Annotated in this window: 11 protein-coding genes; 9 read left to right on the top strand and 2 right to left on the bottom strand. The window is 38.6% G+C overall.

Features of this window, described 5'->3' with window-relative positions:
- The first annotated feature begins 6 nt into the window (after nucleotides 1–6).
- Complete coding sequence (locus CA598_RS08745) at nucleotides 7–2595, top strand: metallophosphoesterase (RefSeq protein WP_094876269.1); 2589 nt, start codon at nucleotides 7–9, stop codon at nucleotides 2593–2595.
- A gap of 95 nt (nucleotides 2596–2690) precedes the next feature.
- Here CA598_RS08745 and CA598_RS08750 read toward each other — a convergent pair whose 3' ends face one another.
- Nucleotides 2691–4040 carry a lytic polysaccharide monooxygenase gene (locus tag CA598_RS08750; protein WP_094869317.1) on the bottom strand — a complete coding sequence of 450 codons (1350 nt, stop codon included), beginning with the start codon at nucleotides 4038–4040 and terminating at the stop codon, nucleotides 2691–2693.
- 584 nt (nucleotides 4041–4624) lie between these two features.
- Between CA598_RS08750 and CA598_RS08755 the strand changes: the two genes are divergently transcribed.
- The 8 genes from CA598_RS08755 (at nucleotide 4625) to CA598_RS32215 (ending at nucleotide 12873) form a co-directional block, all read left to right on the top strand.
- Complete coding sequence (locus CA598_RS08755) at nucleotides 4625–5950, top strand: glycosyltransferase family 2 protein (RefSeq protein ID WP_094869318.1); 1326 nt, start codon at nucleotides 4625–4627, stop codon at nucleotides 5948–5950.
- Nucleotides 5951–5994: 44 nt separating this feature from the next.
- Nucleotides 5995–7095 (top strand): acyltransferase, encoded by a 1101-nt coding sequence (locus CA598_RS08760; RefSeq protein ID WP_094876270.1) that lies wholly within the window; start codon nucleotides 5995–5997, stop codon nucleotides 7093–7095.
- 4 nt (nucleotides 7096–7099) lie between these two features.
- Nucleotides 7100–8236 carry a glycoside hydrolase family 18 protein gene (locus CA598_RS08765; protein ID WP_094876304.1) on the top strand — a complete coding sequence of 379 codons (1137 nt, stop codon included), beginning with the start codon at nucleotides 7100–7102 and terminating at the stop codon, nucleotides 8234–8236.
- Between the two features lie 131 nt (nucleotides 8237–8367).
- Nucleotides 8368–10008: an alkaline phosphatase gene (locus tag CA598_RS08770; protein WP_094876271.1), complete on the top strand. Its 1641-nt coding sequence runs from the start codon at nucleotides 8368–8370 to the stop codon at nucleotides 10006–10008.
- A 573-nt stretch (nucleotides 10009–10581) separates the two neighbouring features.
- A complete protein-coding gene (locus CA598_RS08780) occupies nucleotides 10582–11202 on the top strand; it encodes a DsbA family protein (RefSeq protein WP_094876272.1) in 621 nt (206 codons plus the stop codon).
- A gap of 124 nt (nucleotides 11203–11326) precedes the next feature.
- Complete coding sequence (locus tag CA598_RS08785; RefSeq protein WP_094876273.1) at nucleotides 11327–12148, top strand: MBL fold metallo-hydrolase; 822 nt, start codon at nucleotides 11327–11329, stop codon at nucleotides 12146–12148.
- A gap of 4 nt (nucleotides 12149–12152) precedes the next feature.
- On the top strand, nucleotides 12153–12551 hold the full coding sequence (locus CA598_RS08790; RefSeq protein ID WP_094876274.1) for a nuclear transport factor 2 family protein: 399 nt from the start codon (nucleotides 12153–12155) through the stop codon (nucleotides 12549–12551).
- 154 nt (nucleotides 12552–12705) lie between these two features.
- Entirely contained in the window at nucleotides 12706–12873 is a 168-nt protein-coding gene (locus CA598_RS32215) for a hypothetical protein (RefSeq protein ID WP_179283624.1), read from the top strand.
- Nucleotides 12874–12925: 52 nt separating this feature from the next.
- On the opposite strand, the gene CA598_RS08795 is transcribed toward CA598_RS32215, so the two are convergent.
- Complete coding sequence (locus CA598_RS08795; RefSeq protein ID WP_094876275.1) at nucleotides 12926–13972, bottom strand: DUF418 domain-containing protein; 1047 nt, start codon at nucleotides 13970–13972, stop codon at nucleotides 12926–12928.
- Nucleotides 13973–14053 lie beyond the last annotated feature (81 nt).

Genomic DNA, 14053 nt, shown 5'->3' on the forward strand with positions numbered 1-14053 from the left:
GGCTGAATGGATAACAACCAATCTTATCTCAAAAATAGATTTTACAAGGTAATCAGTCTAATGGTTATAGGTTTGCTGCTTGCCATGGAGTTGACCGGTATTGTCTCAGCAGGAAGGGAGGAAATTGAGGAAGACCTTACAAGTGAAGCGGCGGCAGTTCAGGAAACGATTGTCCAGTGGATTTTTAAAGACAAAGGCGAAAATGGTGTATTTCCGGCTACAGACGGGGTATATCAATCGTCTTCATCCATTCGTGATGTAGGAACTAATACGGATGCATACACCTATGATTCAGGTGAGAACAGCGTACGCAACCAGGGCTGGCATGAAGGAACGGGTCTAAAATACTGGCTTGCCACGCTTTCTACCCAAGGCTTCGAAGGTATCTTCCTCTCATCACAGCAAACCTCTTCAAGTACAGGACCCAGGGATTTTAAGGTGCAATACAGTATAGATCAACAGGAATGGACAGATGTTACGGGCGGCAACCTTGTTCTAGCCCAGAACAATTTTAATTGTTCCAATAATTCCTGCAAATTAACGAACCTCGCTTTGCCTGCCGGAACAAACAATCAAGATATACTCTATATCCGCTGGGTGGTAAACTCTGCAAAAAGCGTAAGCGGGGGAACGGTGTCCAGCTCAGGCTCGAGCAGAATTAAAGATGTGGTAATTAAAGGAACACGCAGCAGCAGCGAACCTGGGGACGCTCCCACACTTGAGGTTAGCAAAACTCCCGCTTCAGGGGCTGCAGATGTTCCCCTTAACGCAGAGATCACAGTGAAGTTTAACAAAGCCATCAGCCTCGACAGTAGTTATCAGGTTGTAATCACAGAAAACAATGTTCCTCTTAACAACATCTCTGCTTTGCTCCTCGGTCAAGATACAGTCAAAGTCAGCCACCCTAATTTCACTGCCGGCAAAACTTACAACGTGACCATCCCAAAAGAGCTTGTTAAGGGGACTGCGGATGGCCGGACACCGGAGAACGATATTACCTGGAGCTTTAAGACGAAGTCTCCGGATACCGGCATCAAAACACCAACGCTGCTGAACATGACTTTTAATGGGGACCCAAAGACAAGTATTGCCTTTGACTGGTATACAGCCGAAACCGTCAGAGGTACAGTAGTGCAAGTAGTGGAAGCTTCCAATGCGGGAGGAAGCGAGTTCCCGGAACAACTGGCAGCTTCTTATGAGGGCAGCGCAACAGTTATTGAAACCTTAATGACATCAGGAGACAGAAGCTCCAAGAAGTATAAAAAGTTCGCTAGCCACAAGGTTATTGCAAGCGGTCTTAAGCCTGGAACCAAGTATATCTACCGGGCCGGTAACGGTGATGCGGACGGCTGGAGCGAGGCGGGTTCTTTTACCACGGACAAGGCGGATAATCAGGACTTCCATTTCCTCTACGTAACCGACACCCAAGGCTCAAGTAAATCGAATTTCGATCTGTGGCAGGATACTTTTAAGCGAGCTATTGAGAAAACGGTAGATCCCAAGTTTGTTCTTCTTACAGGGGATCTAACGGATGACGGTGATCTGGAGCAGCTGTGGCAGTGGTTCTTGGGTGTGCCGAAAAAAGAATTTGCCAATGTACCATTTGCACCGATTATCGGTAACCATGAGATAGAGGATTATCCGAATAATAACTTTTATAATCATTTTAATCTACCAAAAGATGTTGGGACGGGTGCTCATGACGGGTCGGTATATGCTTTCGAATACGGCGATGCCCTGTTTATGCAAATCAATTCCCAGTACGAAGGAGAGGTCAAGCCGTACAAAGCAGATATTCAGTTCACGAAGCAATTGGAATGGATGCGGAATCAGGTGGCAAAGACCGATAAGAAGTGGAAATTCGTCTCTATGCATAAGGGAGCTTATTCCTCAGGGGATAATGCTTCGGCAGAAAGCGACCGGGTAGAGTTTTACCGGAAATACCTGATTCCTGTATTTGATGAGCTGGGTGTGGATATGGTGTTTGAAGGACATGACCATATGTATATGAGGTCTTTTCAAATGTTGAACAACGTTCCGATTAAGAATGTTATTACCGATGAGCAAGGAAATGTGCTGAATCCCAAAGGGACCGTGTATCTAATGGGCAACTCAGCCGCTTCGAAATTCTATGCTATTAATCCAGATGCAGACAGTTTTTTTGCAGCAAAAAACGATCAGCCCAACAAGAAAATGTTCGTGGATGTATCCATTACAAGCGACGTGCTGAAATTCACATCCTACACAGCAGTTAAAGATAAACCCATTGCCGTCTATGACGCTTACAGTATTAAAAGGACTGACGTTAAACCCGGCATAGTCCAAAATCCAAGCGCAGTAAGACAGTCCGGGAACCGTGCAGTTCTTTCGTGGAAAGCGCCTGTAAATAGCTCTGAGCCAGTGCGAGGTTACCGGATTTACGAGAAAAATGATAAAGTCAGCACGAACTGGAGCGTGTATGTGCCGGCGGTAAACAGTCAGACAAGTTACAGCTATACATTAAACGGCATAGATTCTGCTAAATCCTACAATTTCGTTATTAAAGCAGTGGGGACAAGAAGTAATTCGCTTCCAGCAGAAGCAGGAATGCAATGAATCCTCAATTGTATTAAAAAGCAAAAAACCACGAAGTACAGTTTCACTGTATCTCGTGGTTTTACCCAATTTAGGGATTTGATTTTTTCACATCATTATTTCAATAACCATAGCGCCGGGGAATTGGCAGGCTCCCAACTGGTTATCGATGTATGGGCTTGACGACATTCATACACAGAACCATTATAGGTTACCAACGCACCGACTGTGTAAGAGGTATTAGGTGCCCAAGCTGGGGTTGTAGACGCTGTCGCGGTTGTTCCATTGATGGTGCTGGCCGCTGATTGATTGTCTGCGGCGTCGAAGGCATATACACTGAACGTATATGTTGTTCCTGCACTAAGCCCTGTTACTGTATAATCCGTTGTGGCTCCAGGTATAGTGGTGATTAATGTCGTTCCTCTATAAATACGGTAGCCTGTAACACCAACATTATCCGTTGACGGATTCCACATTAACTGAATGCTGGAGGATGTTGGGGTCCCCATAACATGTAAGCCGCCGGGGGCTGTTGGTGCTTCCGTATCATTACCGACGGGTGCATTGGTGGTAACACTGACGGAATTGCTTCCATTTGAGACATTGCCAGCAGCGTCTCTTGCCTTGACACTAAAGGTATAGGCAGTATTCGCGGTTAATCCAGATACGGTGTAATTTAATGTTGTGCCGGATACGGTAGCAACCAAAGAAGATCCGTTAAATACTTGGTACCCTGTTACACCGGTATTATCCGTGGATGCGTTCCAGGCCAAGGAAACGCTGGTGGATGTTTTTGCAGTTGCCGTCAAAGCTGCTGGCGCGGAAGGCGCTTGGGTATCGACAGGGTTGCTTCCGCTAAAGTTGACATCAATGACATTATAGAAGGCGTTCGGAGTATCTGCGACTTCCCACACAGCCAAGATGACGTGGTATCCACTACGTTCCGGAACGTTAAACGTGTCTGAGTAAGAGAAGGGTGGCTGTACACCTCCATAGTTCACCGAATAGAAAGGAGTCAGGTCGAATGAGTCTCGAGTAAGAGCGGCATTAGGATTCCAGTTAGGCTTTGTAATATAGTATTTCCAGCTTGCTGTCGAATGAGCGGCAGTCAGTTTCCAAGTGAAAGTATTTTGTCCAGCAGATATGTTGACTTTAGACCAGCGTGTAGCCGATTGTTCATCAAGCTTGGGAAAAGCTCCGTTAGCGCTTGCAATCTTCCCGTCTGCTGGCCCTGCAGCAGGGAACCCCTTAGGTGCCTCTAGACTTTGGGGCTCATAAACAATCGGGCCACAATCTGTATTTTGTCCGGATTTACAGAGTGCTGCCCTGCTAGCAGGTCCTTCAACATAGCCGTGAGAAAAGGACCTTTCCGGAAATAGCATTACAACCAATGAAATAATCAACATGATACTCCCATAAGCTAGCAGCTTTACCCAAGGTGAATGAGAAATGCGAAAAGATGACATTTTATTCCTCCTCTTTTAATGAAATATGCACTGCGAATGAATGATGCATTCATACCCGAACGTCTTATCTCAATTACAACTCCTTTCTTTGTTGAACGTATTTATATAAACTCATAAGAGCTCATATATCGACATGAAAGGTAGAGAAAAAGGTGTGTAGGGCTAAATTCATTGAATGATAACAATTGCTGTAACTTCATAGTGATTATATGAAAATAAATGGAATTTGTCTACCATAAATAGAAGAAATATGCTATTTTCTAGTATGAAACGACTTCCTCAGAACCCGATTTACATTTCTCCTATCTTCCTCTTTAATACTTGGAATTTGAAAGTTTCTTCTTTCTTCTTTTTTTGTGAAATGAAAATTAATGTATGTAAAATAAAGAGGAAAACTATATATTATTCAGAAAATTACAATAACAACGCTTTCAAAGGTTGCTATTTTTGGTTTTATTTACTATTATTAGTTGGAATTACTAACAAAGGATGTAAGTGATTGAAATTAGTGTGGGATTAACTGTCTGGAGAACAGTTCAATTCATAGAATTATAAGCTTTAGATAGATAAAAAGGAGTGAGGAGATGCAATACTTTTTTTATTTGTTAACCTTCATTTTTATTGGGTTTCAAACTCTTTACACAGTCATCCCTTTATTTTTCAGTAAAGTTAAGAAATTGAATAACGAATGTGATGAAAAATCGATTTCCGTTTTAGTTCCTGCTTATAACGAGGAGCTCACCATTAAGAACTGCATAGATGCAATGGAGGGCCTAAATTACTGTAATTATGAAGTCATCATTATTAATGATGGTTCAAAGGATCAGACGTTTCAAAAATTACATGAGCTTTTGGACTTATCGATAAGTGATAGAGAAGCAGAGGGGAAGCTTTCATACGCTGCTATTAAAGGGATTTATTTTTCGGAGAAATATGAAAAAATATTTGTAATTGATAAAGTCAATGGCGGAAAGGCAGATTCACTTAACGCCGGTATCGATTGTGCGAATACTGATATTGTGATCACGTTGGATGCAGATAGCATGCTGGAAATTAACTCGCTTAAATATGTAAATCAATATTTTCAAGATGATAAGATCATCGCCTTAGGGGGTACGGTAAAGATCGTACAGGGCGCTGAGAAAAGGAACGGCGTTATCCAAGATAAATTTACTGGTAAAGGTATTATAAAAAGCCAAGTTATCAGTTACATCCATGGATTTTATGTTAGAAAACTAACACAATCCGTTTTTAATTCAATTGTCGTTATTTCAGGCGCATTTGGTGCTTTTTATAAGAGTATATTGGTGGACGTTAACGGGTTTAGAAGTACTGTAGGCGAAGATATTGATATTACTTTAAAAATTCACGAGTTCATTAAAGCGAATAACTTGAATAAGAAGCTCGTCTACGCGCCAGAAGCCGTATGCTACACGGAATGCCCAGAAAACTTAAGTAACTTTTATAAACAAAGAATACGCTGGCAAAAAGCCTTTGTAGATTGCATTTTAATCTATTGGTCCAAATTATCACGAAAGTTTAGCATTGGTGTCAGTCTCTTTTTTGCTATCGATGGTTTTGTTCTAGGTACATTAACAGCATTTACAAGCATTTTTTATCTTATACAATCACTCTTTTTAGGTACCAATTTATTTAAGGCTTTTATTCTCATGTTGTCTGTAATTGTCATTAATGCGCTGCAAATCGGAATTTCTCTCTATTTATGCAAAAAATATGGCAGCAATTATTCAGTTAAAGATTATTTAAGAATGTTTTTATTTAGCCAAGTTGAATTACTAACCTATCGAAATCTGCTGCTTTATATGAATATCGTAGGCACGTTTAAATACTTTGATAATGACGAGGGCTGGGGATTCGTTGAGAGAAAAGGTGTTTCAAGTATCAGCTAGTCTGCTACTGTAACTATCAGCAAACTACTCATTAGGAGGTACTTATGAATCATATATTGAAAGATAAACGAATTATATTTATAGATGTGTTAAGAATAATATCCATCATAGCTGTTATCATTTTGCACTACACTGCAGACTTGCTTACAAGGACAAATGATTTCAATACAACCTCTTGGTGGATTAGCAACATTTTTAATTCGATATCTAGATTTGCTGTGCCAATATTTTTTATGATAAGTGGTGCGATGATCCTTCGAGTGGAAGTGAAATCATATCGGCAATTTTATATTAAAAAAGTACTTCCTTTAATCATTTCCTTAGTTAGCTGGTCACTTATTTATGCCGTTTACACCCAATATATCATTCAAAAAAGCAGCATGGGCGTTTATGATTTTTTCATTCATTTTTCGTACGGTTTAATTTTTGATAAGAATTATATACATTTATGGTTTCTGTATGCGATTATTGCGATCTATATAACAGTTCCATTAATTAGTAAGCTGGTAAAAGTGTGCAGTGAAAAGGATTTAAAATATTATCTGTTGATATGGTTTTTGGTTAGTGTGGTTTATAAATTCATCTCCGACCTCGTATACAGATTGACCTCTGAATATATTAATATTCCCATAACTAACATCCCCTTGTTCATGGGTTATCTAGGATATTTTATCCTGGGATATTATCTCTTCAACTATACGATATCCATCAAAGCTAAAAATATTTTCTTTAACTTAGGCATTATATCCTTTTTTGTAACGCCATTAGCGACCTATTTTTCTTCCTTATCTAGTGGTGTGTTAGATGAAATGTTCTATGGCAACTATTCACTCTCAACATTTTTTATGGCTATTGGAACGTTTATCTATTTTAAAGAAAAAGAAACCGTGATTAGCGAGAAGTTGAATTACAAAGTCAAAAAAATAATCAGCTCCATTTCCAAGGCTAGCTTTAGTATCTACTTAATTCATTTGTTAGTTGAAATATTGGTATCCAGAAGAGCAGAAATACAAGCTACTCTACTCCAATCCATAGTTAACCTTACTTTTAATGTCATTATTGTATTCTTATTTAGCTATATCACGGTTAAAGTCTTAAATCTAAATAAATATATTACACATGTATTATTTGGGGGAAGAAGTTAACATGATGAAAATAAGTATATATACAAAAATCTTCATCGCTATATTAGCTATAGGCATGGGAATTTACTATTACAATCTCAATGATTCAGACAAAAAAATAACCTCCGTGTACATACCGTTATGGAAAGACTTTAAAGATCTTAATCTAAAAGACAAAAACATTGATATTGCTATTCTCGCCTTTGCTAAAATTGATAAAACCAATGTATATTTTGATCTGGACCCTGCTAAAAATGAGATCATTAAAGAAAATATAAAAAAGCTGCAATCAAATAATAAAAAAACGAGTTTCATCCTTGGTGTTGGCGGATATAAAGCGGACGGATTCTCCGATGCTTCTATGGATGGAAACCGGTACTCTTTTACTGAGAGTATGATCGCAATGGTTAAGGAGTTGGATTTAGATGGGATCGATATAGACTGGGAATATCCAGCCTTTGATTCCTGGAACACAACTAAAGCCAGACCAGAAGATACCAAGAACTTTACTAGTCTTATGAAGGAACTTAATGAAAAACTGGATAGACTTCCGCGTAAAAATAAAAATTACTATTTAACCTTTGCTGCTGGAAATGAAGATTGGTTCTTCAAAAACGTTGAGGTTAAAAAAGTAGAAAAGTACGTGGATTTCATTAATGTGATGAGCTATGACTTGACTGGAGCTTGGTCAGAAACAACAGGGTATAATTCAAATTTATTTATAGATAAGAATAGTAAGAGCAAAACCAGCGTGGATCGTATAATTCGTTTATATTTAGATCGTGATGTTGATCCGAGTAAGCTTCTACTAGGTGTTCCAGCTTATTCCTACGGATGGGAGAATGTTAAAAGTGATGAGAATAAGGGCGCCACATTTTTACTGGGTAAACCCATCAATATCGACAAAGTAGATTTAAGCTACAAGACAATAAAAGAAAAATATATGAGTCAAGATCGATTTAAACGATACTTTGACGATACAGCTAAGACGGCCTATTTGTATGATGGTGATACTTTTATTACGTATGAAGATAAAGAAGCTTTGCAGGCAAAAGTTAAATATATCAAAGATAAAAAATTGGCTGGTGTCATGGTGTGGGAGTATTCTCAAGACTCCGAAGAAGGCATAGTAAAGTATTTATCTGATAATCTGAACAAGTAGTTATTGCTAAATGGTCAAGTCAAAATATGCATAGAATTTAATATATAAAAAGAGAATAGGTGCTGCTCCCGCAAACCATCCTCCTTTAAACTAGAAACGTACTTAATAAAATCTGCTAGAGGAGGATTCAAATGCGCAAAAAAGTTATCGGAAGAATTTGCAGTACAATTATGGTTTGCAGTCTGCTTGCAGCAGGGAACGGAACGGCCTATGCCAGTGGCGCCAATAACTCTGATGCGCCTACAAACAAAACGGTCAAGAACGTGATCCTGTTTATTACGGATGGGATGAGCTTGTCCGATGTGAACTTGGCCAGATGGTATCAGGGAGGGCAGGCGCTTACGATGGACAAGTATTTCAGCGGGCTGGTGAGAACCTACTCTACGGATTCACTTACCACAGATTCCGCTGCGGGAGCTACGGCTTATGCCACAGGCCATAAGGTCAAGAGTGAGACGGTATCCATACTGCCCGACCGAATCACGATGCCGTTCGTGGATGCAGTTAAGCCAGAGGACGTGAACAAACCTCTGCTTACAATTATGGATGCAGCGAGAATGGCAGGGAAAAGTACAGGAACGGTATTTACTTGTGAATTAACGGATGCGACGCCGGCTACATTTTTAAGTCATGCATATACGCGTGACAATGCGCAGTCAATTGCAGAACAGATGGTCTACAGTGGTGTAGATGTTCTTCTTGGGGGTGGGTCCGGGTATTTGGTACCCGGCAAAGAAGATATTAACCGCAAGGATGGAGAAGATTTAACCAAAGTCTTGAAATCAAATGGGTATGAATACGTAACGGATAAAGCAGGTTTAATGAATTCTAAAACGAATAAAATCTGGGGTCTGTTCAACCCCGAAGCACTGGATGCTGATTTTGACCTGAACCCGCAAAAGCAACCGAGCCTTGCTGAAATGACCAAAGTTGCTGTAGGGAAGTTGTCACAGAACGAGAAAGGTTTCATTCTGATGGTCGAAGCAAGTCAGATTGACTGGTATGGTCATGATAACGATCCGGTGGGGATTATGAGTGAGACATTAGCGTTTGATAAAGCCTTCAAAGCCGCTGTTGACTTTGCAGAAAAAGACGGAAATACAGCAGTCTTGTCCGTTTCAGATCATGCTACTGGCGGGCTCAATATGACGAACTATGATTCTACTAAAGACCTAGTCTCCGTGATGAAGAAAGCAAAGCATACCAGTTATTACATTGAAGACAGTATTAATGAGAACAATTTCAAAAAGGTCCTTGCGGATAATTATGGACTTAGTGATTTAACCAAAGAAGAAGCGGATCAAGTCAGATTAGGTATGAAGGATAACCTTTCGCCGGTCATCGGTAAAATCTTGGGAAATAAGATAGGCGTAACCTTCTCTACGGATGATCACACATCGGAAGAAGTCGGATTGTTCGCCTACCATCCGGCTAATTATAAACCGACCGATTTCGTGAACAGCGGTGTAATCCAGAATACGGATGTGAATAAGTATATTCAAGAAGTAACCGGACTAAATCTGGCTGAGCTTCAGGATACGCTGTACGTATCCAGTGATAAATTCATGTCCAAAGGAGCTACGATCACCCTAGACAAGACCGATAAGACGAATCCGGTGGTTGTAGTGAAAAAAGCAGGTCAGGTTCTCAAGCTGCCTATTGATAAAAACATCGCCATTCTGGATGGCAAAACAACGAAACTCAATGTGCTGACGGTAATGATTAAGGATAAAGTGTGGGTTTCGCAGGATGCCGTAGACTTGATTCTCTGATTATTAAAGTTTAGGGTATGATTCTTCGCCGAAAAGTTAAAGCGCTTAAACCCAAAAACCCCTTATAAAAAAGGGGTTTTTGGGTTGGGAAAAGAAATTTCGACTTGAATTGGAATCAGGAAAGTGAGTGATCGTGAAAATCTCCCCGCGGGAGGCTTTTGAATACATACCAAGGAAGTACATCTGAAGGTTTTTAGATTGAGCCCAACAATAGGAAGTTAATTTTTTCGTTAATAAGAATTGACTTTCACACTACCTGTAACTACAATAGTTACAGGTAGTAGTAACAGTCCCTGTTACAGATAAAAAAGCACTTCATACTCAAGCACCTGGTGCTTTCTACTCTGAAGGTCCAGCTGAAGAACTAGAGAGGGGGCATCTCCATTTTTAGGTAATAAAGAATTTTTTTGGCGTCCCTTCTTTTGAAGCAATAGATGTTGAAGGGCATAATAAGGCGCTGAAAAAGCACAATAGATTAAAGAAGATGCAATTCTACGCGCTAAAAAGTTAGCAGAGAATTTCTAAGTAACAGCGAGACTGCTTAATAATAAAAAATAAAGGTAGGCGTTTTTAATGGAGATAAAACAAGACACCCTTATATATATATGGGATGCATATTGTGGATGGTGCTATGGATTTTCAGAAAGTATTAAAGGGTTTCACAAAAATCACCCTGAAATTCCGTTAACTGTTTTATCCGGAGGATTATTTTTAGATAATCTGCCAATAAAAAAATTCTCATATATATCAGAAGGTAATAAAAGAATAAATGAACTTACTGGTGCGGAATTTGGTCCTTCATATCAGGCGTTGTTGTCAGAAGGTACTTTTACAATGAATTCAAAGGATGCTGCAATTGGCTTTTCAGCTTTACGTTCATTAGCACCGAACCGTTTATTAGAATTTACTTCTGCCATGCAAAAAGCGTTTTATTATAATGGAAAAAGTCTGAGTGACCCTGAAACATATCGTAAGATAGCTATGGATCATCATTTGGATCCTGAACAAGTACTAGAGCGACTAAAATCTCAAGAAACTATAATAGATGTTCAAAATGATTTCAACACGGTTCAACAACTTGGTATAAATAGCTACCCCTCTTTACTTCTACACAAGGATAACCAATTAATTACTATTGGTGGCGGAGTAATGACGTCGGATAAAATTGAAGCACGTTTTAAAGATTGTTATTAAGGATTTTAATTTAAGGTATAAAACATTTATCATTCCACAGAATATATCGGCTGAGAGGAAGAATAAAGCTCCTGAAAAAGCGTTAGAAATTAAAGATGGTTCAATAAAAAGGAGATAAAATTCTATGTTTAAAACAATCGAAATAAATCAAAATGATGTGAAATTGACGATATTTAGTTCTGAAGAAAAAAGTTTTATGGTGACTGCAACCTTAGTTGAAAAAGCAGGACATGCATTCTTAATAAATGCGAAATTTACTCAATCCGATTCGAAAGAAATTGTTGATTTCCTAAATGAAAATAACTTGTCTTTAGATAAAATTTTTATTATTCATGGAGATCCGGACTACTATTTTGGGTTAGAAAGTATTAAAGCAGCTTATCCAGAAGCCATTGCGTATGCCACAGAATCTACTGTTGAACATATTGTTCATTCTGTTTTAGGTAAATTAAAAGTTTGGAAAGATGCACTTGGAGAAAACGCGCCAAGTAATGTTGTATTGCCTCAAGTATTTGCAGAAAAAACTATTGACTTTCAAGGTTTAACATTTGAACTTGTAGGTTTAGATAATTACAGAACTAGCTTATTTAACAGAGAATTAAAATTATTGATTGGTGGCATTGAAATATTCAACGAAATACATGTTTTCTTAGCAGATACTAGCTCAAAAGAAGCAATGGAAGCTTGGATTGAGAACTTGAAAGTGTTACAAGGATTAAATGCTAATATAATCGTACCAAGCCATGGTTCAATAGAAAAATCCTTAGATAATCAAGCCCTTATTGCAACTAGCAATTATCTGAAAACTGCAATTAAAGCCTCTGAAGAAAGTAAAACTTCTACGGATTTTGTTGCAAAACTTGAAGCAGCATATCCAGGCTATGCAAATAAAGGCGTATTAGAATTAAGTGCAAAAGTTGTAACGAAAGAAATTCCTTGGGGGTAATGTTATGAATATTTATCAAAAATTATTACATGAAACGTATGTATTAACCGGTGAAGGAAAATTGGATGCCTTCAAAATGTATTTAAGTGATAATGTATCTTGGACAGAAGCTGCTGGATTTCCTTATGCGGGTACTTATGTAGGTCCAGATGAAGTAGTGAAAAACGTACATGAACGCCTTGGAACCGAATGGGATGGCTATTCTGCAAAAGATGAAATCTATGCGTTTAATAATAACACTGTTATCGTCTACGGAAAATATAGTGGGACGTATAAAGCAACAGGAAAATCATTTATAGCAGACTTTTGCCATCTATATGAATTTGATGAGAATGATAAGGTTAATAAATTTATTCAAATCGTGGACAGCGCAACTGTCAATAATGCATTAAGTTCAAATTAGTTGTTTGTAACTTAATTTGTATACGGGGTAGCGGCAGGATAACCGCATTTTCCTGACGCTACCCCATCGCTATCAAGCTAAGGTTTTACACTACCTATAAAGCAAAAAGACGTTATCCTCTCTATAGAATTTTTGGAAAGGATGGCGTTTTTTTATGAATTTTTCGATTCTTGACGAACTTCCGGTAAAGATGCACGCTGCAACTGAGGATAAAGATATCACGATGAGACAAATTCATCGAACATGCGGTTCAACCGTTGGTGTGAACAGAGCGATAAGATTGACCACGAAGCTGTTAAAAGTGGATGAAAACGATGCTTAATTGGAAAAATGAGAACATCAACTACCATCGCTGCCCAAGTTAGCGAGAGTTTTTATCGTTTTGTAGTTTGTTTTGTTCCATAGGTCAACAAGCGCCAACCCTTTTCTAAGGGTCCCATAGAAAAGAACTTGAACCAGATGGTACTAAAAATGATTTGAATCAAATAAATCAGAACAGCGATGTAGAGAATATCTTTTGGTGAGACGACTTCGAGACCTATAATTGAAATGATTGCTGTCCCTATAATGCTTTGAGCTACATAATTTGTAAATGCCATTTGACCAACTCGTGCTATGGGTCTCAAAATTTTCACGATATGTTTATTCTCTAATAGTAGAAATAATGTGGTTAAGTAAAACAAAGTGGTTGGAAGTGACCCTATGGCTGTAACTGAATCTACATAGCTGTTCCCGCTTTGAGAAGCGTTCCAAATCCATAATGAGAAACCAACGAACAAAAGAAAAGATACAATCTGAATCCATCTAATCGGTTTGTACAATTGTTGTATGCGTGTCAGCCAACCTGATTTTGCGGTTAAAAAGCCAGTTAAAAACATGATGAAGATTTGTATAGCGTCATTAGAAAACAGATCTAACACAGTTGATAACACCCCAAGTGAGGGTGAAAATATTGTTGACATCAGGCAAAGGATATAAATTAATGTCATGCCAACAAGCCATTTTTTAAGGGTAGAAATCTTCGCGTAATAAAAAGGGATCAACAACAATCCGATAATGGCGTAAGCGGGTAGAATCGATCCCCAAAAGATAAATATATGAATGATTCCCATCAGCAAGAGGATTAGTAAACGTCTAGCCATACGCTTTCTTGGTTGATCTCCCCGGCTTTCAGCTCTTGAGGCGAAAATGTACAGGCCTACTCCAAAAAGGAATGAAAAAATAGAAAAGAATTTTTTTTGTACGAAGATGGTGATTAAAGTACTGATGATTCCATTAATGCCACTATAGTCTGGCAAGGGATCTCCTTCCATAATAAGTTTAAAGCCCCCAACATTTATAAGCAGTATGCCAAAAAGAGCAAGTCCGCGAATGATGTCGAGTGAAATAATTCTTTCTTTTTGTGAGATGGAGGGGTTCATTATAGTTCTCCTTTGAAAATAATTTTATTTGCCTAGAAGTCACTATAAGTTGCGAACCTTACATTAAATGAATGTCAACAT

This window comes from Paenibacillus sp. VTT E-133291 (assembly GCF_002264395.1).
GTDB classification, from domain to species: Bacteria; Bacillota; Bacilli; order Paenibacillales; family Paenibacillaceae; genus Paenibacillus_AQ; species Paenibacillus_AQ nitricinens.